Annotated in this window: 17 protein-coding genes and 4 pseudogenes; 6 read left to right on the top strand and 15 right to left on the bottom strand. The window is 55.9% G+C overall.

Features of this window, described 5'->3' with window-relative positions; genetic code table 11:
* Nucleotides 1–293 precede the first annotated feature (293 nt).
* Nucleotides 294–425: pseudogene (locus tag FSO04_RS39385) on the bottom strand (IS6 family transposase); the annotation flags it as partial.
* A gap of 250 nt (nucleotides 426–675) precedes the next feature.
* Here FSO04_RS39385 and FSO04_RS39380 point away from each other — a divergent pair.
* Together FSO04_RS39380 and FSO04_RS39375 are read left to right on the top strand one after the other, a co-directional pair.
* Nucleotides 676–999 carry a hypothetical protein gene (locus FSO04_RS39380; RefSeq protein WP_154566848.1) on the top strand — a complete coding sequence of 108 codons (324 nt, stop codon included), beginning with the start codon at nucleotides 676–678 and terminating at the stop codon, nucleotides 997–999.
* Between the two features lie 153 nt (nucleotides 1000–1152).
* Complete coding sequence (locus FSO04_RS39375) at nucleotides 1153–1710, top strand: DUF4339 domain-containing protein (RefSeq protein WP_154566847.1); 558 nt, start codon at nucleotides 1153–1155, stop codon at nucleotides 1708–1710.
* A 916-nt stretch (nucleotides 1711–2626) separates the two neighbouring features.
* Here the strand turns inward: FSO04_RS39375 and FSO04_RS39370 are convergent.
* From FSO04_RS39370 to FSO04_RS39335, 8 genes are all read right to left on the bottom strand, one after another.
* Nucleotides 2627–3784: a transporter substrate-binding and LysM peptidoglycan-binding domain-containing protein gene (locus FSO04_RS39370; RefSeq protein ID WP_233465176.1), complete on the bottom strand. Its 1158-nt coding sequence runs from the start codon at nucleotides 3782–3784 to the stop codon at nucleotides 2627–2629.
* A 145-nt stretch (nucleotides 3785–3929) separates the two neighbouring features.
* On the bottom strand, nucleotides 3930–4595 hold the full coding sequence (locus FSO04_RS39365; RefSeq protein WP_154566846.1) for an SH3 domain-containing protein: 666 nt from the start codon (nucleotides 4593–4595) through the stop codon (nucleotides 3930–3932).
* A 285-nt stretch (nucleotides 4596–4880) separates the two neighbouring features.
* Nucleotides 4881–5588, bottom strand: coding sequence for a hypothetical protein (locus tag FSO04_RS39360; protein ID WP_154566845.1), 708 nt, complete (start codon nucleotides 5586–5588; stop codon nucleotides 4881–4883).
* An 11-nt stretch (nucleotides 5589–5599) separates the two neighbouring features.
* Nucleotides 5600–6571 (bottom strand): hypothetical protein, encoded by a 972-nt coding sequence (locus tag FSO04_RS39355; RefSeq protein ID WP_199203098.1) that lies wholly within the window; start codon nucleotides 6569–6571, stop codon nucleotides 5600–5602.
* A 346-nt stretch (nucleotides 6572–6917) separates the two neighbouring features.
* Nucleotides 6918–10661 carry a tubulin-like doman-containing protein gene (locus FSO04_RS39350; RefSeq protein ID WP_154566843.1) on the bottom strand — a complete coding sequence of 1248 codons (3744 nt, stop codon included), beginning with the start codon at nucleotides 10659–10661 and terminating at the stop codon, nucleotides 6918–6920.
* 72 nt (nucleotides 10662–10733) lie between these two features.
* Nucleotides 10734–11171 carry a hypothetical protein gene (locus FSO04_RS39345; RefSeq protein WP_154566842.1) on the bottom strand — a complete coding sequence of 146 codons (438 nt, stop codon included), beginning with the start codon at nucleotides 11169–11171 and terminating at the stop codon, nucleotides 10734–10736.
* A gap of 45 nt (nucleotides 11172–11216) precedes the next feature.
* Complete coding sequence (locus FSO04_RS39340) at nucleotides 11217–12695, bottom strand: hypothetical protein (protein ID WP_154566841.1); 1479 nt, start codon at nucleotides 12693–12695, stop codon at nucleotides 11217–11219.
* Complete coding sequence (locus FSO04_RS39335) at nucleotides 12692–14188, bottom strand: hypothetical protein (RefSeq protein WP_199203097.1); 1497 nt, start codon at nucleotides 14186–14188, stop codon at nucleotides 12692–12694. The genes FSO04_RS39340 and FSO04_RS39335 overlap by 4 nt, the downstream gene beginning before the upstream one ends.
* A gap of 547 nt (nucleotides 14189–14735) precedes the next feature.
* Here FSO04_RS39335 and FSO04_RS39330 point away from each other — a divergent pair.
* Complete coding sequence (locus FSO04_RS39330; protein WP_154566839.1) at nucleotides 14736–16370, top strand: tetratricopeptide repeat protein; 1635 nt, start codon at nucleotides 14736–14738, stop codon at nucleotides 16368–16370.
* Nucleotides 16371–17405: 1035 nt separating this feature from the next.
* Nucleotides 17406–17594, top strand: a pseudogene (locus FSO04_RS39325) (helix-turn-helix domain-containing protein); the annotation flags it as partial.
* A 19-nt stretch (nucleotides 17595–17613) separates the two neighbouring features.
* Here FSO04_RS39325 and FSO04_RS47970 read toward each other — a convergent pair.
* The 4 genes and pseudogenes from FSO04_RS47970 to FSO04_RS39310 form a co-directional block, all read right to left on the bottom strand.
* Nucleotides 17614–17736, bottom strand: a pseudogene (locus FSO04_RS47970) (DNA-binding protein); the annotation flags it as partial.
* A 39-nt stretch (nucleotides 17737–17775) separates the two neighbouring features.
* Nucleotides 17776–18660, bottom strand: a complete 885-nt coding sequence (locus FSO04_RS39320) for an N-acetylmuramic acid 6-phosphate etherase (protein ID WP_154566838.1) — start codon at nucleotides 18658–18660, stop codon at nucleotides 17776–17778.
* Between the two features lie 398 nt (nucleotides 18661–19058).
* A complete protein-coding gene (locus tag FSO04_RS39315) occupies nucleotides 19059–19403 on the bottom strand; it encodes a hypothetical protein (protein ID WP_154566837.1) in 345 nt (114 codons plus the stop codon).
* A gap of 362 nt (nucleotides 19404–19765) precedes the next feature.
* Nucleotides 19766–20212: a VOC family protein gene (locus FSO04_RS39310; RefSeq protein ID WP_154566836.1), complete on the bottom strand. Its 447-nt coding sequence runs from the start codon at nucleotides 20210–20212 to the stop codon at nucleotides 19766–19768.
* Nucleotides 20213–20330: 118 nt separating this feature from the next.
* Between FSO04_RS39310 and FSO04_RS39305 the strand changes: the two genes are divergently transcribed.
* Both FSO04_RS39305 and FSO04_RS39300 read left to right on the top strand, forming a co-directional pair.
* On the top strand, nucleotides 20331–20924 hold the full coding sequence (locus tag FSO04_RS39305; RefSeq protein WP_168435989.1) for a TetR/AcrR family transcriptional regulator: 594 nt from the start codon (nucleotides 20331–20333) through the stop codon (nucleotides 20922–20924).
* A gap of 345 nt (nucleotides 20925–21269) precedes the next feature.
* A complete protein-coding gene (locus FSO04_RS39300) occupies nucleotides 21270–22166 on the top strand; it encodes a tyrosine-type recombinase/integrase (protein WP_154566834.1) in 897 nt (298 codons plus the stop codon).
* Here FSO04_RS39300 and FSO04_RS39295 read toward each other — a convergent pair.
* Both FSO04_RS39295 and FSO04_RS39290 read right to left on the bottom strand, forming a co-directional pair.
* Complete coding sequence (locus tag FSO04_RS39295) at nucleotides 22101–23099, bottom strand: site-specific integrase (protein ID WP_154566833.1); 999 nt, start codon at nucleotides 23097–23099, stop codon at nucleotides 22101–22103. The two genes, FSO04_RS39300 and FSO04_RS39295, sit on opposite strands and share 66 nt — an antisense overlap.
* A pseudogene (locus tag FSO04_RS39290) lies at nucleotides 23096–23509 on the bottom strand (tyrosine-type recombinase/integrase); the annotation flags it as partial. The gene FSO04_RS39295 and the pseudogene FSO04_RS39290, both read right to left, overlap by 4 nt.
* Nucleotides 23510–23672: the final 163 nt, after the last annotated feature.

The following is a 23672-nucleotide window of genomic DNA, read 5'->3' as shown; positions in this document are numbered from 1 at the left end:
GTTGACGCGATTGCCGACACACCGTGCCGCCGACATCGCGCAACTGCTTCCTCATCGCTGGACGCGGACCGCTGCTTGATCGTTTCAGCGATTGCCCCCGTCAAGATGCCTTCCCCGGGTGCTTACGTATCAATAACGGAAGCTAGGTGTGCGAAATCGCGCGCTTACGATTTGCCGGAGGTACTCCGGCAAAAACTCAGGAATCGATCCGGCTCTTTCGTACTGGTAGACATGCCGGCATTCGTGAGTCAGAAGCTGGCGAGTAAGATGGCCTTCGACAATGAAAATCGCGTAACCCCGCGCTCGAACAGCGGTTCTTCGATATCACGCAGGTTGAGCTGAAACCTGAAATACCAGCGTACCGCGCAACTGATGACCGCCGCTGGAAAGCGATGACCGTGGTAAAGCGATTTTGCATTCTTCATCCCCCGATCTTTCTTGACCATCTCTGCAACGTGACAGTGCCCCTTAAGCTCAAGCGTTAGTACGCCGAAAACGTTTGCGTTGCACCGCAGTGTCGATTCTCAGAATACAGCATGTCTCGACAAGACATCGCTTATGCAGAAAACACTTAAGTTTTCTATGGAGATGCCGTAAGCGTGTCTGTCGATGGCATCATAAAACCGTTGATAGCCGATCGCATTCCATAAAACCCAGACACCGAGGGCAACAAAAATGGCAACAAAAATTATTCTGAAGCACCCTGGAACCGGCATGCTGAAGAGCGGTTATTACGGATACAGCTGGACCTATTTGTTCTTTGGCTGGTGGGTTCCGTTGATCCGCGGCGAACTCGGTGTGGCCGCCCTGCATCTCCTCTTTAGCTGCTTTACGTTCGGAATCTGGCAAGTGGTCGTCTCGTTCCTTTACAACAAGCAATACATGACACGAATGCTGGTTGAGAAGGGCTATGTTCTCGCGGATTCTCCCGGAGCAAACGATCTCGCCCGTCTGAAGTTGGGCATGGCCGCGCCCCAGAGTGTTGTTAACGCCATTTAAGTAGGCAACCAGTCAAGCCGATGGTCGAGCGGCGTGGCGCGGACAAATGCGCCAATCTTCCGACCTGCAATCCACGCGGCTAGCAAAATAACCGAGCTTTGCCGCGATACAAACATCGTGTTCGCTAGGAAAAGACAGCAATTGGAAGCAGACATGGAAAATGATATTTCTACATCCCCTGTATGGTTTCACGAGGAAAACGGCCAGCGGAAAGGTCCTGTGTCTCAAACTGAAATCATGAAATTGATTAAATCCGGAACGGTGACCTATGGGACGGCCGTCTGGCGCAAGGATTACCCCGACTGGCTGGCTATCGAAAATACCGATTTAAGACAGCATCTGCTGCAGGTCGCTCCGCCACCGCTCTCTGGGAAGCACGTCAACAACACCTTTGTCTGGATTCTCGCGTTTGCACCTTTAATCGGGCTTTTTCTGGAAGGAATTGTTGCAGGCCTTTTAAGTGAAAATGAATTTTCTGCGGAAATCGCTATTGCAAACAGCAAATATTGGTTTGTCACCGTGCTCCTGAATATCGCATTGTCTTATTGTGATGAGCGAAAACTCAAAGCAGCTGGTCATAATACCGATAAGTTCAAGGGTTGGGTGTGGTTGGTGCCTGTATATCTCTTCCAGCGCGCCAAAGCGATGAAGCAAAATCTCGCTTACTTCATTGTCTGGATTGTGTGTTTTGTCGCTAGCTTGTGCGTCTGAAGCGAATCGCAGTCGTCTCGCGGCGTAATGCCGCGAGAATTATTCCCGACAGGCTTTGCTTCCGGTAGCTGACTGCACTCGACCGCTTCTCGACGCAAAGCGCACCTAGTCTGGGCATTGACTGTGTGCGATGCAAAAAGGAGCCCGGCGGCCAATAGCGAGACGTTGTAACGATAACTGCAACTGTCTGTCAAACTCCGCAAACCGCAACCCATGACGTGCACAACTACAGTCAACGCGCCAGCTCGATCCCGTGCTGGTGCTACGCAATCATCCGGCGTTGCAAGCTCTTGACCAAAACTGCGACACGCCAACGACAACAACCTATGGCTCGATATGGGAACAGCTGCTGTCGTCCTCGACATGGAGCTCGAGGTGTCTTGCTGGCTGAACGAAGCGAAGCCCCTTGAAACGCTCGACGCGCTGATCCATCGGTTCACATTAGATAGCAAAAAGCTACCCGGCAAGGAGCATTGTGACGCTATCTGTTATCGCCGATGAAAAAATAAGCCAATCGAATCCACTCCCATCTTCCATAGCAGTCTGTCACGCTGATCTGCTCGGCCTAAATCGCGATGCCTCGCGTTGTCAGCGCTGCGACGTTAGGTCAAGCATTTGAAATGGCCGGTCCAGCGCTTGCGTCACGGCAGTACCCTCTTCACAGAGAGCTGCAAAGTTGCCAATCTGGTTCCCATCAGATTTTGATGGGAACCAGATTGGCTATCTCGCAGTACCTGTCTAGACGATACAGCCATGACGCTTACAGCAGGACTGCCGTTTCCCAGATTGATAAAAGTCGCATCCGGTATCTCCGTTAGATACCGGATGCGGCGACCTGATTTCAGATCCGACGATCACGCTTGCACGACACCGAAAGTTACCACTGCAACGCCGCCCCGGCTTTTCTTCGCACGCGTTATCGACCGGGAATTATAAGTTGCTGTCCCGCCAGGATCAAATTAGGATTCGGCAGATTGTTGCGCTGCTGGATTTCACGATAACGTGCTCCGCTACCCAATTGAGAAAGAGCAATGGCGTTAAGGGTATCACCTTGGCGCACGGTGTAGCTTCGTTCGCCCTGAACTGCAGCGGTCGTCGCAACCTGAGAGCTGATGAAGTATCTGCGCAGAAGATCGAGATATGCGGGAGTCTGCTTCACTCGGCCGATCGCGCTATTAAGATAAATCAAAAGACTCTGATCGGCCGCTCGCACACCAATCTTGTACGAAATATTCGAGCCATCAAGCTTCGTGATGGCGAATTTGAGATCAGTGCCCTTGATCGATTCCACAGCAAAGGGGTAGTCATACACGAAACAGTCAACGGTATGATTATCGAGACTCTTGCTGATAAATTGCGGATCCGAGTCGCTTACCTCGACGACCTTGCTATCGGGGAATTTTTGCGTAACATACGCCCGCACGTCAGGGTCGCCCTGCAGGATACCGATTGTTTTTCCCGCAAGCTCTGTCGTCGTTTTCAACGAAGAGCCGCGTTGGACGATCAATGCGTATCCAAAGTCATCCAGATACGGATTCGTGTACTCAACACCGCTGGGTGAGTTATCGGAGAACGTCAAGCCGTCCATGGCGATATCGACCACCGAACCGCCATTTGCCGAAACGAGCAGTTGTCGGGGGACATCCTTGTAAGTATCGACTTCGTGATGCGTGTCGATTCTTATCGAACCGCCTTTGTTGAATTCGGGTTGAGCGAAAAGCAGCATGGCAAATTCGTAATTGAAGCCGTGCGGAACACCGTTAGTTTCGCCGTAGATCGGCTCAGACGGGTTTTCAACTGAGATTCGAACTATGCGATTTTGAAGGATGGACTGCAACGAATCTGGATTTGGCTTGAAGTTATACGTACCGCTTGGGTCTTGCGCTGTCTGAGTGCCTGCCATGGGCGCTTGCCCAGATGCGCTCAAAGGTTGCGGTTGCGTGGACCCCGTGTCTTGTGCGCCTGAGGGTTTGCTCGTCAAGGTTCCGGAACGATAGGCATATGCGGCACCGCCGGCAATGACAACAACTCCGACCATCGAGATAAACTTCTTGAATCCAGGCTGTAATTTCATACGTCCCCCAATTTTATTTTAAGGCGTCTAGATTGGTCGCACATCATCCGCTGCTGTTTTGTGTCCGTTTCTACTTCGTGAACGATGCACGAGTTGCGGCGGCTAACCTCTTTCTCTCTGATAACCGGCTGACTCAAACGTCCGTTTAACCGTCCGGCGCGGGTTGAAGGTACTGATGAGTTTTCTGAGCAAGCTGGCGATACTGTCGTTCGAGCCTGGCGGTCACTGTCTCGAAGTCGATCTTCGCTTTGCTCAACTCGCCAGTTTTTTCTAACGCCAACCTGGCGACCTCATCCTTCTGGGCGCTGAACTGAGCGATTTGTGCCGCCAACTCGGCTATTTGGTCGCTGAGATCTTTTTCTTTTCGACCAAGCGCTTCGATCTCAGATTGCGCTACCGATACAAAACGTTGCTCGAACGTCTTAGATTCATTCTGCAGCACGTCGGCATAGGAATTCGCCGCCGACAGAAGTACTTCGACCTGCGTACCCGTGGCAGCTTGCGCCGCCTTGAATCGTTGCGCCTCCTCCGGTACGGCAAGTTTTATATTGTCCGCTAATGCGAGAAATGCGCCAAACTGAGCGAAAGCCGGGTTGCTCCTAATCCCTTGGTCAATTCGCGCTTCCATGGCGGCAAGATCGAAACCGATAGCTCCATCTGCAGGGTTGACCGGTGGCGTATCGCCAGACACGGACGACGAAGATGTCCACTCGGATCTTGCAGAATTGTCTTCTACAGCCTCCCCGCTTTTGGCGTCGGCAGTTTCGTCGACGAACACAAGCGCCTTGATCCGGTTAAACACGCTCATCATGAGCCTCTCAATGAATTTTTGCGGAAAACATGTTCGCGCGGACCCTCGTGGACCGTTTGACTGAAAACCGCACGCACCTTTGACCTGTACGCTCTGAACACTCTTCGCGTCCGCGCAAATAAGACGACTATATCCCTGTGCACTGCGCAAGAGAGGCATCCATTGACAGCCAGTTGGAGCCTCCCTTTTCCCGCCTACCCCGTCACTCATTCTGCATAAAGCAACGACCTTCCTTCAGGAGCGGCGGCGTCTCTTTTGCTATTAACTGTGACTTAGCAGCCACTCCTAAAGTGCTGCAACGACAATCGCTTTACCATGATCAAGCACGATCTGAGTGTGCAAGTCACGCGACGCTATCAACGTTCCATTGACGTAAAGATTAGTCTTCATCGCATATACGCCCTGAGAGACGCCTGGAGGCAGAGTCAGTTCAAAGGAGTTAACGAATTGGCCGCCCGTCGCATTGCTGCTCTCAAGGGGCTTCGTGCCGTTCTTGAATGGCTCGCCTTGCGGATCAAGAATGACGATTTGCTCCTTGACGTCGTGGACCTGTTGATAACGCCCATTGACCAGTTCCACTTCTGTATTAACGGTAAACGGCTTGCCGCGAATTGCCTGGTTGTTGACCTGAACGTTATAAGAAACCAATTGCGGCTGAGGAGGTAGCGCGCCACGCTTTTCAACATAGTCATGGTCTACCTGGGCAGCAGTCCTGACCTGCCGCGAGTGAACGTTGACCGCATAGCAGCCTGCTCCTCCCAGAACGCCACCGGCCGCCGCGCCAATTGCCGCTCCTTTCGCACCGCCGGCCAACGCACCGATCAACGCTCCTACAGCGGCCCCTGCTACTGCTGTGGTGCCTACCGAACATGGATCATTTGCAGCTGTGCCGCTCCCATTCGACAGGCCACCGTTCTGCTGAGGCGCTGCGCATCCTGCTAACACGCAAGTGATGACAATCGGGACTATCAGTTTTTTAGTATTTTCAATCATGGTCTATCTCGTTATTTTATGGATGTTTCATTCTGCAGAACCTCGTGTTCGCGATTCTGGATAGCACGCGCGAGCGCGTCGATTTGTGGATTACTGGGGTCCATCCGTCGGGCGCTGTCGAGATACGTCTTGGCCGCATCGAAACGGCTTTGTGCAAGCGCGGTCTGTGCGTCGCTCAAAAATTGCTGGATGAGTGCGGCCTGGTTGTTGTAAGCGGGTGCAGCAGGTTGCGCGGTCTGCATTGCCGGTCTCGCGATTGCCGGCGGCTGCGTGGCAGCACCAATCGCTGGCTGATTCGCAAACGAAGCGGTGGACCCGTTCGTCCCTACCCCCTGTTCAACCGGCTTCGCGGTACGGATCCCAGCGATTTGTGTTCGAAGAGCAGGTAAAGTCGCCCGAAAACGATCCAATCGCGCAAGGTCTTGCACGGCTGCCAACGCAGCGACAGCGTCGCCCGCAGCGATTGCTGTGCGTACATTCTGCTCCGTCGCATCGGCGGCAGCACTCGCCTGATCTATCTGGTTCCTCAACTGCTTCGTTTCGGTCGAGTCTGAGCACGACGGCGGCAACTGATTCAACGCATTAATTGCGGCATTCAGACGCCCCTCATTCAGACGTGACGAAACAATGTCGTAAGCACGAGCGCACTTGGTATGCACGGCTTTCGCAGCTTGAGCTGCCGTCAAGGTGGCTTGCAACTCTGTCGCTTTCGAACTGCGACTGCCCGTACAAGAAGCTGCCGCGAGTCTGCTTTGCTCAGCAGCGCCAGCGAAGTCACCGCTTTGCACGAGCTTTGTCCCCGCTTCCGCCTGCTGGTCGCATGCCATCTCCTGCTTGTTTCTGCCATGCCCAATAAACCCGATCAACACAATAAGAACAACGACGGCAATGGTTGCACCGGGCAAAAGCTTGCGTGTTGTCTTTGGCTTGTCTGTCGGCTTCGGCTGGTTCGTCTGCGGCGCTTTACTATCTGATGCGACCACCGGCTTCCTGATTGCGTCTGCCTGCGTTCGTTTTGGAGGTTTGACCTGCGGGGTCGGTGCCGCCGATGTGTTTCGCGTCGATGACGAGGCAGAAGTATCTATCGCGCGCGGCGTTACCGGTGTCGGGGGCTGCGGCGCCGATGCCCGCGGCGTCGTTTCGGACATGCCCGCGTCAGTTTCCACCTTCGGCACAGTGGTAGCCGCTGGCGTTGACCCGGTAGCGTGCCCACAGAACGGACAGAAACTGACCGTCCCGAAGAGCCGACTATCGCATTGGATACAATTTTTCACGTCATTTTCCTACTGAATCCCGGCTGTCCGACTCGCTTGGGAAGCCGGATCGTGCTTACGTTAGCGACGGCGGAGTCGCTGGAGGCAGCGGGGGCGGCGCTGCCTGCGATGTTTCAGTCAATTCTGCAAAATAAGCCAAATCTACCCAGTCCCCAAGGCCCTGACGCCACACTTTTGTTGTGGCGACTGCGATTTGTCCAGCCTGCATAAATTGCGCAATTTGTTGCCCGCTGTACGGACCATATTGCTGTCCTGTGACCGCCAGAAAATACTGATGGGCAACGGGCGGTGCGAAAACGAGTGGTGGCGGCGCGACCGATGCTGGCGCCAGTGGCGGAGGCATGCCTGGTCCAGAAGCACCCGGGCCGGCCTGAAACGCAGTTGACGTCGTTCCAACAGCGCTAGCGCTCAACAGATTGTCTAGAGCGTGCGGAGCCAGGTACTCCGGGCGAATCGCGAATTTCAGTCGGGGCAGCTGATCTTCATTCGGTTCGCGGACCTCCCAGTCGTAAGCGTCGGCATCCGAGTCCCCGATCACTACAAGCCATGGGGTCAAGTCGTCAAGCAGACGTCGCTCGTGGCGGTCCAACTCTGCTTCACTTACACCTTTACGGCGGGCGCTGTCTCGCAACTCACGCCTCGCTTCCGCGGCGATCGAACTCGCGAAACCCTTGCGGGATTGCTCCGCACCGGTCGAATCGGAAACCAACTTCGGCGTGTAGACGGCCGTCTCGTAGTAAGTACACAGCGCCGCTAATGCACTTGTTTGTAGCGCGTCGAGATCAGCCAGCGCTTCCTGCACACGACTGACAATCTGACTGCGGTACGTTATCGGCAAGCCGTTTTGACGGATTGCGCGTTCGTTGCCAATCCGACGCACGTCGCCGCGCGCAACCGCAAACTGATATTGACCCGGTGGCATTACGCGCTGCGTGGCGCGCGTCAATATCCCGAGCATGACTGCAAGCAGATATTGCTTGAAGTCTTCTGCAAGACGTCCAATTTCGTCGGTAGAAGGTGCCATCGGATGGCTGAACTGAGTTGAATCGATGTGCGTGTGCGTCGGACTCTTTTCCGACTCCTTGCGATAGCTGGTACGCCACCCTTCGAGCCCGCGCAAAACAGTCATCGGAACTCCGGACAGCTCGCAGTAACAGACTGCACGGCCTGGGATACCGGTTTCGACAATCGAAATCTGACCCGGTGTAATACCGGCGTGTGTGGGCACGCTCGCATCGATCTCCGCACCGAATTTGCGGCGGAAATCATCCGCATTGTTCACACCGATGAAGCACTTATACTGATCCGCATTGAGGGCAAAGTCGCCCCCCAGATTCGCATCAATCCACGGCATAGCGCACGCCAACAACTTGCGGAAATACTCGCCCCGCTGCCCTGGCGCCATGTGATCCAGTGCTTCCACCAAAGGATCGGTCGTATCTCCCATCGGATCGATAGCGCTCAGCGTTGTGAGCTGACGCTCTGCCATCCGCTTGATCTTTATGAGAATCTCACCGCGCTGTTCGGCATCCGCAAGCATCGGAAAGAGTACCTGCGATCCACCAAGATCCTTGAAAGCCTCGTCGGCCCATTCCCTAAGTTGCGGTGCCGCGGGCATCGGTACCTCGCGAATTGTCGCCGGTACGATAATCAGTGTGCTGTGCTGCTTGGTCAGGTCCAACTGCAAAATCGAATTCGCATTTTGCAGGTCCCGGAGCATCCCGAGCACCTCGTCCCGACCCGCTTGCAGTTCCCCCACAAGACCGCTCCAGGTCGCGCGTCCCTGAGAATCGATGCCGGTTTTGCGACCAAGCCAGGCAGACACATCGTCCATCAACAATGCCGCCTCAGACGCTGCTTTCGCACGCAAATGAAACTTCAACGCGTTAGCCATCTCGATGCGCAGATGGTCCAGCACCGTGTTCGCCTGCTTGTCCCCACCGGCCAGGCCAAAAATACCGGACCGCGTCTGTGCGAGATTGTCTAGCAGCCGTTCGTACTCGCGGCTGCGGACGGCCTCCTTGATCTCGCGGTAGCGCCCGGCGTTGGTTTCGAGCGCAGCGATAAGCCCGGTGCCCTGTACTTCAAGACGATCTTTGATCTGCTCCACAAGCGACAAGACATATTCAAGGCCGCCGAACTCCTTGTTGTCCAGATATGCGTAGAGCTGGTCGCGTACGGTCTTCTTGATGCGCTCGAACACCTCCCGACGGCGTTTGGTCACACGATCTTCAGTTGTATCAGCGGTGGAATCCTGGTCACGCACTGCGTCGCGTTCCAGCATCTTCATGGCGTCGCGCAAATGCGTTGGCCATTCAGCACGCTGAAAACCCGTTCGGATCGCATCGATTTGCGTATTCACCCGTTGTTCGATGCCGGCAAGCAGCGATCCCTGCTTGTCCTGCAGCAGGTCATTCGTAACGGCGTAGTCCGTGAATTCACCGCTCGATCGTTGCAGCTCTATGTTTTTATCGGAGAATTCAGGAAAGTCGCTAAACGTCGCAGGACGCAAGCCGACGTACGAAGCCATGAACTCATCACGTTGTTTGTCAGTTGCGCGATTCGCACCCAAATCACCACTGCCTACACCAAAAAATGCTTGTAGCATGGCACTGGCCCAGCGGTGCGCAAGCTCGTCGCGGCGCGCCTCCTGGCGCGTATCCAGAACCGCTTGACCGAATGCCGAAAAGCGCTTCGAATATGAAAGCCGCATATCTGGAAAGCGATTGCGGGGAACGAGTGCGTCGTGCAGGAAATTTTTGTGTTGCGCCTGATTGACCGCAGTCGAGCGTTTGCGCCGCGCGAAATCACCCGAGGCGAAATCTTCGAACAAAGTATCAGCGACCATATGATAGATGTCGTTGATATCCTTCGTGTTTTGTTGGGCAAGGTTACCCGAATCGATCAGGTATACCTCTTGATACGGTTCCCGGTGCAGCTCAGGTTGGTCATAGGCGTCCCAGCGTCCTACGTAACCCTTGTTCCCCATCATCGCCGACTCAAGTTCCATAAGCGCCGCGTAGCCGTTGGCCGCGGTACGATCCTTGTTTTTGTCGGCGTATCCGGTCGGAAGAAACAGCATCAATTCGACGTCAGCATGAGCCACCTCGCTCTTTGCGAGCCAGCGCGAGATAAGGCCGATGTCCAGGAATGCGCCCGACCCTGTCCCGCCGGCTACCGAAGCCACCACCACGACACGAAACTTGCTGGTTTCCATTCTCAAACCAAGCTCAGACAGTTGGCGCTCATGCGACAAACTCGCCTTCAACGTACGCAGCTTCAACCGGATCTTGTCGCGAAGCTTGGTGTACTTGTCAAAGAGGTAAAGCCGCGAGACAGCCCTGATTTGTCCTGCGCCTTTGGCCGGATCGATGCCGAGTTCCCGGATCTTCTTGGGCGTCAGCGAGAGCCACTCCTTGACATGCGGATACTTCTCGAGCGCATCGTCATCTCGACTGTATTTGTCCATGTCGAAGGTCTCGACGATCTTCTCGTCATCGGAGAACTTGACCAGGGGAAATTGCAGGTCATCTGCCTGCGCCCGATTCGTTTCAACGATTGCGCCAGTATCCAGGTCGAACTGAATAAACTGCGCGACGGGAAAGTCGACCAGACTTTCAACACGAGTACGATGATTGGTCCCACCCCACAACGTATTGAGGATGCGACGCCGCAGCCGCATCAGGACTTCCATCCCCGTCCCACCAACGCCAATGAAGAGGGTCGGACGTAGTTCGATCGTCTGTTCCTGCTTCTTGGCCGAGTCGGCGCCGATGGTTTGATTGATGATGTCTGACATGTCGCAGTTCCTGAATACGTTGTGATCTGTGCGTTGAGCGCACTATTCCGGTTGGATGAAAGGCCTCAACGCTTACTTGCGGCTCGAAATAATCATCAGGACAAGTGCGACCACTGCGACAACAGCAAGAGGGGCAATGATCAAAGGCGCAAGGAACCGAGCCGGATTGACTGCCGACAGCACGACTCCGACAGAAAGGCTGGCGAGAAATATGAACAGCCACCAGCCGGCGGCGTTAGCCTTGTTCGGCGGCACCCTCTTCGCGACAAGCGAATTTGCATACGCACCACGCGCAAAGAAATAGCCAATGAACAATACGATAAGAATCGCGCCACCAATCAGGAGATCGCGCGACGACGTGTCTACGTTGACGTTCGAAGTGGTCGAGGTGACAATTTCGGTCTGTGTGACGGTGCTGCTGGCAACAGAGCTGGAGCTTGCAACGCTACTATCGCTGGTTTGAGGTGCGGGAAGTGCGAATCCGCTTTGGTCTTTATGATCTTGGGCCATCTGGCTTGCTCCCTGCAATGGATTGTTTAATTGAAATTCGTTCGACTATCGAAGAATCAAGGAGTGGCCCTCGGCGACCTTGGTAACACTCGGTCGGCCAAAACCTCGCTTTACCGTCCCGATCGTCACTCCGTTAGTGTCGCGGATATCAAGGCTGCCGAAGGGTTTCAGCACCACATGCCGAGCCTCGCCATCCGCGACGAGCGGGTAGCGCTTGCTACGTCCGGACAGTAACGCTACCGCGATAAGCGCGGCAATCAACGCGAGAACACCTCCGATCACAACGATAAGAGGCAATAGCGGGTATTGAATACGCAGCACGACGGGCACGATCGCTTGCGAACCCCGCACACTTGAAGGCGCAGAGAAGATGTCAGAAATTGGGTCCCCTGGGAACTCCTCGCTCAGTTGCGACTTGAAGTCGTCAGAGAGGCCGAGTTGTTGCCCACTGAGCGCAAGGCTGACAGTCATAGGCACGAGAACCTGTTTGCCCATCGCGGCGAGCGCTTGTGCAGACCAGGCAGAAGGCACTTTTTCCATTGGAAGCGCAAGGCGTACCTCAACGGATTTGCGCTCGCCGGGTTGAAGACCGTCAATCGTAGCGGGCGACACGTCGACCGGGACAGTGCGTCCCGGTAGCGCCACGGCCGCGGTTACAGACGCATGCTGAATGACATACGGATAAAACAGATTCTGCAGCGATGCGCGCATGACAACAGTCGGCACCACTTTGCCAGCGTTCACGTCAAGGACCAACGTCCGCTGGTCACGCCCGAGGCTCGCATGTACATCCGGCGAATTCGCGACCGACTCTGGAACAATCCGCACTGCGTCCAGATCAAGCGGCTTTAGCCGAGCAGGCGGCCGGGTCAACACTCGGGAGAGCCGCCCGTTCTTGAGTATCTGATCAAGCGCCTGCGCAGCAGGCTCTCCATACGCCAAGGCGTACACCATCATCCCTTGGGCCTGGTACAGCTTTCCCTTGACTGGCATTTGAAGAGGAAATACCAGCGTCTTGGTGATGGAAGGCTCAAGATGCAGCAACTTGTAAAAATCGAGATTGCGCGCGGCCGTTGCCTGATCGTTGCCAGGACTGTTCTTGTTGTTTGTGAAAATCCACACAATCCCTGGCGCCGTGTGAAATGGCCCCGAAATTGTTTTTACGATCGCTTCCTTGAAATCGGTGTCCGCGAGCGCGCTGCCCGTACCCTTATGCGCAATGGCTAAAGACTGTAAGGGCCCGCTGATGCCCGCGGCACCTTTACCAGATTCGAGGAGTATCGGCGAGACGTTCGCGCCGCTACTCTGGCTGAACGCCATCAGGAAAACCGGATCGTCGGCTGATGCCGCAGACTGCGCGACGGCTGCTATCAGTGGCTTGAACTGTGATGCAGGATCGGAGTAAAACGGCTCCATCCACCCAGAATTCTGGACGAGAAATGCTTGTTGGATGCCAGCCGCTGATGCGCAGTCGGATACGCCCGTCGCCAAAGCGGCGACGGCAATACGAAGCCATATCTTCATGCGAGATTCCACCCTTCAATGCGTTTTGCCCGCGAGTGGTACGCCCACAGCTTATGATCGTGAACGAAGAGGCGGATACGCCACGGCTCCGCGGCAGTGCTCGTGAAGAAAGTGACTTCGTTGTGGCTGTCGTCGTAGCACAACGCATACGGCATGCGTTCTTTTGTTTCAAACGCTCTTGCGATACCCGCCTCGCTCGAAAGACGCAAGCCGATAACCACATCGCTCGCCGACGACTCAAGCAGCGGGATCACGAAGTCATTAGACGCGGTATCGTCGGTATGCTCTGGCTCTTCCCACGGCGGCATCGTCGTTTTTGATTTAATCCGGAAATTAACCATGCCCGAGCAGAGACGCAATGTGGTCGCAGTGGAAACTTCTGCCTGAGGGATATCGATACGTACCCATACGTATCGGTCCGTTGCAGTGTTAAAGCAGACTTGCCACAGTTGCCCGCTGCTGCTGAGATAGGGACTTCCGAAATCAAGACACGGTTGGACATTCGCGGGCCATGGCGAAAAGGTTGCAATTGCGCCACCATCAGTCTGCTTTTGAACGCGCAACTGACCGCTCTCGCAAACCCATACCACCGCCCTGCCGTATGACACTGGCAAACCGATTTCCGAGACATCGATGTTCACCCCTTCGGGCGGAGCGACTTCCAAGTCACTCTCCAACGTGCCTTCCAGGTCCACGCCAACAATGCGAATCGGACCATTTCCCGCCTGCAATGGAACCCAGACACGGTTGTCAAATGCGATCGGCGCGCCGACGGCAGGAGCACTGCCAACGTCAAAGACCTCATAAGTGAGCGACGCAACATCAATCGCAATACGCGTGAGGCCAACTTGAGTTGCGACGAACAACGCGCCTCCTGGACCGGTACCGTCTTTAATAATTTCTGCGCGCCAGGCATGATGCGGAAGCGAGCATTCGGCAACAGTCGCACGCCCCACGCCCTCTACCGGCCGCCAGGTCCGCGACGCTGGAAGCCTCGCAAACAACGTACCCTTGAGCGGATCTAATGCAATCAGCGTAGCGCCAGACGCCCCAAACGGAACCGAGAAAAACTGATATTCGCCTGGCGGCGGATTTTCCATAGAGTCATCGGAGTTTCCTTCGGCGCTGCGAGACTTCAGGTCGCCCAGCACAAGGGCATGCGGCGTGCGGCGCAAGCCCCGCGCGTCGGAATAGCCGCCTGAATCGACAGACGCATTGCCGAAGGGTGGTGCCCAACCGCCTAGGATAGGCGACGGCTTGCCGAGTGGCTTGCCAGTCGCCGGAGAAAACTCGAATTCCGGAGGATAGAATTTCGGGGGTGCCTGATCATCAAAGGTCGAACCCAATACCGCAGCAACGTCCGCACCGGAAGCGTGCGCGGAAACAGGGCGTCCGCAAGCTGTTTTTGTCAATGAAAACGCGTCGTTGGTTAGTGCCCACACGCCCGAGGGCAACGCCCACTCTTCATCCTTCTCTTTCATCTTTTCTCTCATCCGCGGGCTCATTCACAGTTTCCTACGAACTCTTTTGGCCGCGCAATCGAATCCATCATGCTGAGCACGTTCACGAAACGGCGCCGCGCCGAATTTGGCGCAAATCATATCACCGCAAAGATCGACCACATAAACGTGATGCAAAATCTAGACGCGCGTTGTGTAATTGCCGCAAAATTGCTCCGCCGAACTCTAAGGCTAGCCTAAAATGACGGCGGTCCACTTTACGGCCATTATCGGCATTTCGGCGGATTACTTTAGGTTTTGACGAAAATTCTGGCTTGGGCGTCTCTTTTCCGGGTACGCGCGCGCCCATTCTATACCGCGAACGTTTGCGATTCTTGCCAAGCAAGCTAAAGCAGCGACCGCGACACCGAAATGAATGATAAAAAGCAACGGCAGCCAACCGTTGGACAAGAGGTAACGACCGCTTTAACCACTGCTTAGCGTTGCGAGAGCTTGGTGCTGTCAAGCGAAGCAGCACACGCCCGGATGCTCGGGGTCGCGCGGGTATACCAGATAAAAAAGCTGCTGGACAAGACCAAACATGAACACGAAATCAATTGCACTTCGAGTTGGACTGCTGAGCGCAGCGCTTGGCATTCTCACGGCATGCCAAAAAACATCCGATCAGGGGATTACGGTGCTTCCTTCGTCGCAACGGAGCGCCAACGCCTCGAACGCCCCGCAGGTGCAAACGGGTATATCTGCCGCTAACGCGCCCGAAGAGTGGATCGGTGCGGTCCTGTCTGGCAAAGAGGCACCTAATAGCACTGACTATTGCAAGATCAATTTCGATGTGGAAAACCACACAAGCGTCAACTTCTCCAAACTTTGGATCAAGCTGGTGACGCGAGATTCAGCCGGCAACGTCATCGACAGTTCCCATCTTAGTGGCCGGCTCAGCCCGCAGTCGAAGGCCACCATGTCTTATTGGTCCAGCCACTGCTCCTTGGTCACATCAGTGGACCTGCAAGGTATAGAAGAAATCTCTCAGGTAAATGGAGAATTCCTCGCGGCCGGCCCTGAGCGGCAACGCATTCTGGCAGTCCCGGTTCGATGGGTCAGCAATCAACAGGAAGGCACGATTGCAAATAGCGGTGGCGAAGGTGTATCGAAACCAAACGTCGCGTCGATGCCATTTTCCAGCAAAAACATGCTGGAGGCCGCCATTGATCCCTCGGCACCGGACAAAGCGCTCTATGACCGTTATCGCGACCAGGGTGCGCTCAATATGCAAAATTCTTTCTACGGCCTTTCAGTCAATTATTTGACGGCAGACTGGTCGACGCGCGGAGCGCTCAACAATGTTGTGATGCGTGTCGGACCGGAAGTAGCCCCCGCTGTCGTGCGAGCGGCGCTCACTGCCGCGTGCAAAGTGACTCCGTCGGCATGGGTAGTTCAACTCGACCCATTGCCTCGGGGTCAAGTAAGCCGTGATGGCATCACGTGCACGTATACTCGCGCTCCTGACGCGTCGTACACGGAAATATCCATTACGAATGCCGGCGAGATTGACACCGCCGCAAATGTGCCAGCCAAAGTAGTCGCCATCGACCCTGCACCAACGACCGCCGCACCGGCGACCATGCCTCCGCAACCGGCGCCGCCGACACAGAGCGCCGCCTGCCAAAACCCTGCAGATTGTGCCAAAGCAATGCTCCGTGCCGCGAAAGACCAGAATCTGGCCGCTGCGATGGACGCAGCTCTCGCCATGGACGCGCTGCCAAAGCCGCAACGCGGGGATCGCGCTAACGCCCGGAAATTTAATCAGAACGGGCTTACGGCGCTCAATGCTGGCGACGCCAGTGCTGCGGTCACATTCTTCAAACTGGCCGCCGCGGCGGATCCCGGTGATCAGGAAACGCTCAGCAATCTCGCTTTCGCCTTCTCCGCAAATGGCGAACAGATCAAGGCCGAAGATACTGCGGTTACAGCATTGGCGCTCAACGCCAGACGAGCGACCATATGGGCCCCCTTGGCAGTCACACTAGCCAAAGAGAATCGCCAAGGCCAAGCGCTTGAGGCAATGTGGCTTGCATATCAGTTTTCGACCGACAAGGCAAAAACCCTAAGCTTTATACATCGGAAACTTTCGTCGGAAACTGACCCGGCCGTTTTGAAAATGTATGCGAGCAGCGCCGCATGGTTCGAGCAAAACAAAACGCCGGACGATCTGTGACTCAGTTGGCAACATTCCAATGCATGCTGAATCGTCCATCCTGAACTCGTAATTTTGAGTTGCTGATAACGGTCTCCGGTTTAAACATTTAGTCAGTTGCCTCACGAATTCTTAGCACAATAGCGTACTATCCGGTACGCTATTTTACGTTGTACAGAGATTGTTAGATTACTTGAAAGATCTTGCATTCGTTGCAGGCCCAAACCCCAATGCAGCAAGGAGACCTGCCGCTACCTTCCTGGTCGATGTAAGGTCATGCCGGTCTTGATTGATAGCTACCGACTGTCAGCGGTGAAGAAAAAGCGATACGGATTTATCTATTCTTGCATCGAGCACAGAGGTACCTGCGTCGCCCTTTGCCATCGTCGCGGAACCAAACCTCAAGTCGTTCGCGTGCCGACCAACAGTTCATGGCCGGCTATCGCCTGATGCTTTTCGGCTCAGCTCAATCCATAAGAGTCCACCACAATAAGCCGAAAACATACATCCTACGCGATCAAGGGTCCATCGGACTTGTGTCACCGGCTTTTCGCCGGCGAGACGGCGAATGCCCCTTCGGGATACGATTCCAAGGGAGTACTGTCGGCGCAGTATGGAAAATCGTTCTTCACACGCTCGTCGTCTCTATAGATCTTAGACAGTACTTCACACATCCTCTTCAGACGAAGGCGAATCATGCCGAACGGTGGTGCGCCATTCTGTACGTGCCTCCGCATGAAACTGATAATCGGCGCTACGTGATCCTTTGCCGTTTCCCCGGAATAGTAGACTCCCCACGCTAGCTCATAGAGTCGATCACGGGTCGCCAATGGAATGGGCTTGTCTTCCGGGACCGTGGCAAGAAGTTGATTCATAAGAGACTCTATCAGTAATAGTTGTCGATATAGTTCGCATTCCTATATATTTTACATAATTATATTTATCAACATCAGAGGTGTAGTAGCTTTATAGAAATGTCGTGTTCCAGCCATTTAGAAATGTCGTGTTCTGGTCTCGGTATGCTTGCCGGTTCCCTGCGGGATTACGGAGCCGGCCATGCATCCAGCGACACTGGTGACATTGAACATGCGCGAACTCGACCGACTGAAGGTGATCCAGGCTGTTGTGGATAGGGTTCTGAAACCTGGACGTGCTGCCGAACGACTGGGCCTGACGGTGCGGCAGATCGAGCGGCTGGTAATCCGATACCATGAATCAGGCGCAGCGGGCCTGGTCTCACGCAAACGCGGCCGACCGGGTAACCGGCGTCGGCGGCCTGCCAAAGCGCGGGCATCTGCTCGGCGATTTCGATTGGAATGTCGGGGATCGCGACGTCGGCAAGCCCCGTGCGTACGACCTCGGCCTCGATCGCGTCCAGCCCCCGCGACCGGGACCTTGAAGGCTTGCATGACGGGGTGAAGCTGGTTCAATCTTCGACGGCGCGGCGCACGCTACCGCTGACAACCGCCAAGTGCGACTCGGCATCTTCGACCGAGATGCCGCGCTTTAACGCGACGATGGCCACTTTGACCTTGAACCCGCAAGACTCCAGCGTCCGGCGCGCCAGGTCACTCGAAGCGCCCGTCGCGCGCATGGTCAAATTGACCGAGCGACGGACCAGCTTGGCGTTGGTAGGCCGCAGGTCGACCATGAGGTTACCGTATACCTTGTGGAGGCCCACCATCAACGCGCTGGAGAAACTGTTTAGCGCGATCTTCTGGGCGGTGCCGGCCTTGAGTCGCGTACTACCAGAGATGATCTCCGGCCCCGTATCCAGGGTAACGCCGATCTCCGCCTCAACCACGACCGCAGATTGCGGGTTATTTGCAAAGCCGATCGTGAGCGCGCCGGCACGCCGCGCGGCGCGCAGCGCACCGAGCACGTATGGGGTACACCCCGATGCCGCAATTGCCAGCACCACATCGTCTGGAGAAGGTTGCGTTGCCAGCAGGTCTGCCGCGCCTTGCTCCTCGTTATCCTCGGCGCCCTCAACCGCTTCGGTGACGGCGGTGGTACCTCCTGCTAGCAAAGCAATCGCGCGCGCTCTTGGCCAGGAGAATGTTGGGTATAGCTCGACCGAGTCGAGCAGCCCGAGGCGCCCTGAGGTGCCGGCGCCGACGTAGATCAGGCGGCCACCAGCAGTTATCCGAGGTTCCGCCGCACGTACCGCGTCAGTCAGTTGGGTACGGCTGGCCCATACGGCCTTCACCGCATTGATCTGGTCTTTAACAAAGGTATCGATCAGACGGTCCACTGGATAAAGATCGAGATTTGTATGAAGTGCGTTCGGAGTTTCGGTATTGTTCAGCATGATGACCTGACTATTGTGCGGAGGTCGGACTGGCCGAGAATGGACATGACTTCGTCATCCAGCTTACTCGCCGTTTCGCTCTTTCGAGACGCGTTGGTGGCGCGATAGACACTGAAGGGACAAGGTCGTCGAAGACGACGACGCTCCGAGGTGTCGGGTGCCACACAAAGTGAAATCTGCGCCAGGTAAGTGAAAAACTATTGACACAGTTCGTGAAAAATCCGGGCGGCCGACACTCCTTGCGAGGACGCGGCCGTCCGCGAATGTCGCTGATCGACCCACAAGGGGCACTCACTCTTGCCGAAAGCGGCCAGACAAATGCATTTGGCGCACGTCGATTGTCACCGGTTTCGATGTATTTAGTCCGCGCTTGATTCGGGATCCAACGGACATTGCGACTACCTGTGCATGTAGCGGCCCACTTTAAGTAAACGCCAGCCGCGAAACAACACAAATACGAGCACTAATGCTGTGGGTATGACGAAAGGGTATGCAGGAAAATGATAGTGACCAGCCGAGTCAACCTCCGGCAGCACGCCATGCACTGGAGCTGAGACGCCATACCAAATGGCTATCATAGAAGCATGCAGCAACGACTGCCATGGATGGCGAATTGTCGATGGGAAATCGCGAAACAACATCCAGGTTGCCGCGGCCACTCCGCACAGCGGATATGAAAATATTATTGCGGCGGCAATCTTGGTAATGCACCACCAGGTGTGTTTTGATTTACGGTCGCTCATACGAAACCGTCCGATCTCAGCGATAATATTTTTCTCATTGCACGACTCCCTGCGATCGCCTGGTTCATTCCTATCAGAATGTATGGATAGTCTTGTCCTCGGCTCCCAACGATATCCGCTCTCCCAGGGCTCTGATGTGCGTTACTGCACGGGGCGGCCCACTCCGGCTTGACTGCACACATTGGGCGCAAGTCTGCCGCCCATAGCCGGAGTCTGCCCGACGTGTGACCGGCGACACTCGACCCCCTTACGGCCGTTCAGATCCTCAGGAGGCGGCCGTTCTACGTTGATATGGCGAGACGCCGAGATCGGGCTAGATAAAGAGAAATGGGCGGATGCTGCGCAACTAACCAACTGCAATATCAAACGGGCTTATCGCTGCTGTGGCTGGTATAGAAACTGATGCCATTGCCATCGGGATCCTGCATCGAGAAATAGTGGTGGCCGTATAGCTCGCCATCCGCGATAGCTGACGGTGAATATCCTTTACCGATCAGGCCGACCCTGTAGGATTCCAGATCCGCTTTTGTATGCCCCGCGATCATCAGGTCTATTTTTTCGCTGCTGAAATCAGGCCTCTGGCCATTCAGACTGTTCCGCAAAGCGCCAGCCTGATCATCGCCCTCTTGGAACAGCAGTAGATGCGTGCCACCCCGCATTTCAACGACTGCCATTCCGGGAAAGGTGCCGAACGCGCGCAGACCTAAACCAATATAAAAGCTATAGCTTGCTTCGACATCTTGCACTTTCATAACAAAGTGACCAAGGGTCAGGGCAGGCAATAGATCTTCCTTTTCATGTTCGTTCATAACGTACCCCTGGGAGTTAGGTGAGAAACAATCTTGCGCCGCGAGCATCGCTGCGCTAATCTGACTGGCCAGTCGAAAATATTATCCGACTGGCCAGTCAGAAAAGCAAGGGGTTGTTGTGACGCGGAAAAAGGAAATCGACAAAGACAGGGTTTTAGATGCTGCCGAGGCCGTAATCCTCGAATCCGGCGGCCGAAATTTCACACTCGATGCCGTGGCCGAGCGTGCGGGGATCAGCAAGGGCGGTCTCGTCTATACCTTTGCGACTAAGGATGGATTGATACACGCTGCGCTAGAACGAGAAGTTGCTCGGTTTCAGGAGGCAGTGCGTCGGCGACTTGGCAGCGGGCCAACTGGGCCGGTCGAATTGGTCCTCGCGCATATCGAGGAAGCACTGGACGAGGACGACGCCTCGACGCAAATGGCAGCTTTTCTCGTAACCGCCCTGGTGCACGCCCCTGACATGCTGGGGCCGGTCCGAGACCTTTACCGTGCACTGCTCGATCCGCTTCGATCCGAACATGGCGGGGTTGCTGAAGTACGTCACGCACTGCTGGCTGTTGAAGGTATTTTTCTGCTCCGAGGACTCGGGTTTGCAGAGGTTTCCTCAGGCGAGCTCAAATCTGTCCTGCTCCACGCGCGCAATGTCGTCCTTGCGGCGTTGGATAGACCAGCATCGCGCCCGCAGCGAGAATCAGAGGGTCAACGATGAGCACGGCGATCGCCCAATTCGGCATGAAGCGGATCCTGGCGATGTTTCGGGGTCGAGTGAGGCACACCAATTCCGGCGACCAGCTCTGATAGGACAGGCGCGTCTTAATTTCGAGCGCCAAGAGTCCGTCTCAAACCGGGACGCGAGCTCCGTATTTCCAGCGAAATGAAGGTCGATTGTGGACAATGTAGGTCGAGTAATCGAGTGTCCCTTTATGGCCGACGAACTAAACCGCTCGCGCGGTAGGGGCTACGGTCGGACGCTGGAGGTCAGGGAGAGGCCGGTCACGCGGCTTTATGTTGGCGAATGAGGCAATCCGCCTCGTTCTTCAACAGGAGCCGAATCATGACCTCCTTACCGGCAAACGCCAGCCCACTGCGCCAGCGCATGATCGACGACATGCGCATGCGCCAGCTTGCCCCCAAGACGCAGGACATTTATCTGCACATCGTGCGTGAGTTCGCCCGGTTTCTTGGGCGCTCACCTGACACGGCCACCGTCGAGGACCTGCGCCGCTACCAGCTCTATCTGGTCGACCACGGCACATCGGCCGTGTCGCTGAACCACGCGATCACCGGCCTGAAGTTCTTCTTCACAGTCACGCTCAACCGGCCCGAGCTGTTGGTCAGGATGCAACCGGTGCGCGTGCCCCGCATATTGCCCGTCGTGCTCAGTCCCGATGAAGTGCGGCGACTCATCGAGGCGGCCGGCAACCTGAAGCACCAGACCGCGCTGTCGGTCGCGTACGGCGCGGGGCTACGCGCCAGCGAAGTGGTAGCGCTGAAGGTCACCGACGTCGACAGCGAACGCATGACACTGCGCATCGAGCAGGGCAAGGGTCGCCGTGACCGCTATGCCATGCTCTCGCCGGTGCTGCTCGAGCGCCTGCGTGTGTGGTGGCGCGTGGCCCGTGCGCAGGGCAGGATGCTTGATGGTGGGTGGCTGTTTCCCGGGCTCGATCCGCTCGATCAGTTAAGCACGCGACAGTTGAACCGTGCCATTCATGCCGCCGCCGAGGCTGCGAACCTCGACAAGCGCGTGTCCATGCACACGCTGCGGCACTATCTTCCCTTCCGGATTATGTTGGGTGATATGGACGAGAGTTCATCCTGGCCCCGGGAATGGGGGTTTCGGAGCAGAAGTGCCGACCGGGTCACCCAACATAGTCTCGTGACTCTACAGACTGTTCAAAAACGCGAGCAGCTGGTCCGTCGGGCGGAAGTGTCCCGCCTTGCCGTGTAATGGCGATATCTTTGCAAGGGCTTGCTCCTTCATTTCAAGCGTTGCGTCGAGATAGATCTGCGTAGTTTCTACGGATTCGTGGCCGAGCCACAACGCAATCACTGAACGAGGAACGCCCGATTGAAGAAGGTCCATGGCCACCGTATGCCTCAAGCAGTGAACAGTGACCCGCTTCCTGTTCAAGGAGGGACACACCCTCGACGCCGCCTCTCGATGTTTGTTTAGCAGATACTGAACGCCGTGGACACTGAGACGTTCCCCTCTGGCGCTCGGAAACAGCAAGTCGCCGTCACCCCGTTGCGGCTCACGCAACCAGGATTTCAGCACGGCGCGCGTGGACCGCGTGACCGGCGTACAGCGCTCCTTGCGGCCCTTTCCGATCACGCGCACATGAGCGCCGGCGCCGAGAACGAGGTCCTCGCGTTTGAGTCCAGTCATCTCGGATAAACGCAAGCCGGTCTGCGCAGCCACCAGCAGGAAGGCGTGATCACGTCGGCCGGACCAGGTACGTTGATCTGGCGCAGCAAGGAGTGCGTCGACCTCCGCACGCGTCAGGAAGTTGACGAGCGTGCGAGTGAAGCGCTTGCTGGGAATGGCAAGCACACGCTGGATCTGCGCGGAATGGTCCGGGGCTTCGAGTGCCGCATATCGGAAGAACGAGTGAATTGCCGTGAGTCGAAGATTGCGGCTGCGAATACTGATACCCTGGCGCTTCTCCAGGTCGTCCAGAAACGCGACGACCAACGGGGTGTCAATCTCCTCGAGGTCCATGCTTGACGGCGCCTTATGCAGGCGTTGCTGGGCGAACTTTAGAAACTGACGGAACGTGTCGCGATACGAGATGATGGTGTGAGGACTCGCCTGGCGCTGCTGCATCAGACGCTGTATAAAGAAACGCTCCAGAAGCGGAGCAAAGCTGGCGGAGGCGTTCATGACCGGTTCTCCCAATGCCGTTCGAGTCGGCGCATCGACTCGCACATGAGTTCCGGCGAGGCGCTTAGGTACCACTGCGTATCGGCGACATGGACGTGGCCGAGGTAGGCCGACAGGATCGGCAGACAACGCTCGGGATCTTGTCCAGACTGATACCAGCGTACGAGCGTTCTTGTGGCAAACACATGCCTCATATCGTGCAAGCGTGGGCCGTGACTGTCGGATTCGCCGCGCAGACCAATCTGGCGGGACAGTCGATAAAAAGTTCGATGAATCTCGCTGTTGTCCAGCCGGTTGCCCCGGCTTGAAACGAACAAAAAGGAGGAGACCGGCCGTTCAGCCCAATGTCGTTCGCGCCGTCCGATATAGTCGGCAAGCACCTTGCAGGTCGAAGCATGTAAAGGCACGAGTCGGGACTTGGCGCTACGCCGCTAGCGGCGTAGCGGCAACTATGCCGCATCGTTAACTATGTTCGATTTGGACGTGACGAATGCAAATTCAAGGGCGATGAACGAAACCTGATCGGCATAGTCTGATTGATATTGGACCCGCTTTTACAAGAGGCGCAGGTCA

Source organism: Paraburkholderia madseniana (genome assembly GCF_009690905.1).
Taxonomy (GTDB): domain Bacteria; phylum Pseudomonadota; class Gammaproteobacteria; order Burkholderiales; family Burkholderiaceae; genus Paraburkholderia; species Paraburkholderia madseniana.
Note: the sequence above shows the minus strand (reverse complement) of the source record. Positions and strands in the feature narration are given on the sequence as shown.

Bases quoted from the DNA above. Each gene is read 5' to 3' on its own strand.
- FSO04_RS39380 (WP_154566848.1), top strand. From the start codon at position 676: ATGGCAACAAAAATTATTCTGAAGCACCCTGGAACCGGCATGCTGAAG.
- FSO04_RS39375 (WP_154566847.1), top strand. From the start codon at position 1,153: ATGGAAAATGATATTTCTACATCCCCTGTATGGTTTCACGAGGAAAAC.
- FSO04_RS39370 (WP_233465176.1), bottom strand. From the start codon at position 3,784: ATGAAATTACAGCCTGGATTCAAGAAGTTTATCTCGATGGTCGGAGTT.
- FSO04_RS39365 (WP_154566846.1), bottom strand. From the start codon at position 4,595: ATGATGAGCGTGTTTAACCGGATCAAGGCGCTTGTGTTCGTCGACGAA.
- FSO04_RS39360 (WP_154566845.1), bottom strand. From the start codon at position 5,588: ATGATTGAAAATACTAAAAAACTGATAGTCCCGATTGTCATCACTTGC.
- FSO04_RS39350 (WP_154566843.1), bottom strand. From the start codon at position 10,661: ATGTCAGACATCATCAATCAAACCATCGGCGCCGACTCGGCCAAGAAG.
- FSO04_RS39345 (WP_154566842.1), bottom strand. From the start codon at position 11,171: ATGGCCCAAGATCATAAAGACCAAAGCGGATTCGCACTTCCCGCACCT.
- FSO04_RS39340 (WP_154566841.1), bottom strand. From the start codon at position 12,695: ATGAAGATATGGCTTCGTATTGCCGTCGCCGCTTTGGCGACGGGCGTA.
- FSO04_RS39335 (WP_199203097.1), bottom strand. From the start codon at position 14,188: ATGAGAGAAAAGATGAAAGAGAAGGATGAAGAGTGGGCGTTGCCCTCG.
- FSO04_RS39330 (WP_154566839.1), top strand. From the start codon at position 14,736: ATGAACACGAAATCAATTGCACTTCGAGTTGGACTGCTGAGCGCAGCG.
- FSO04_RS39320 (WP_154566838.1), bottom strand. From the start codon at position 18,660: ATGCTGAACAATACCGAAACTCCGAACGCACTTCATACAAATCTCGAT.
- FSO04_RS39315 (WP_154566837.1), bottom strand. From the start codon at position 19,403: ATGAGCGACCGTAAATCAAAACACACCTGGTGGTGCATTACCAAGATT.
- FSO04_RS39310 (WP_154566836.1), bottom strand. From the start codon at position 20,212: ATGAACGAACATGAAAAGGAAGATCTATTGCCTGCCCTGACCCTTGGT.
- FSO04_RS39300 (WP_154566834.1), top strand. From the start codon at position 21,270: ATGACCTCCTTACCGGCAAACGCCAGCCCACTGCGCCAGCGCATGATC.
- FSO04_RS39295 (WP_154566833.1), bottom strand. From the start codon at position 23,099: ATGAACGCCTCCGCCAGCTTTGCTCCGCTTCTGGAGCGTTTCTTTATA.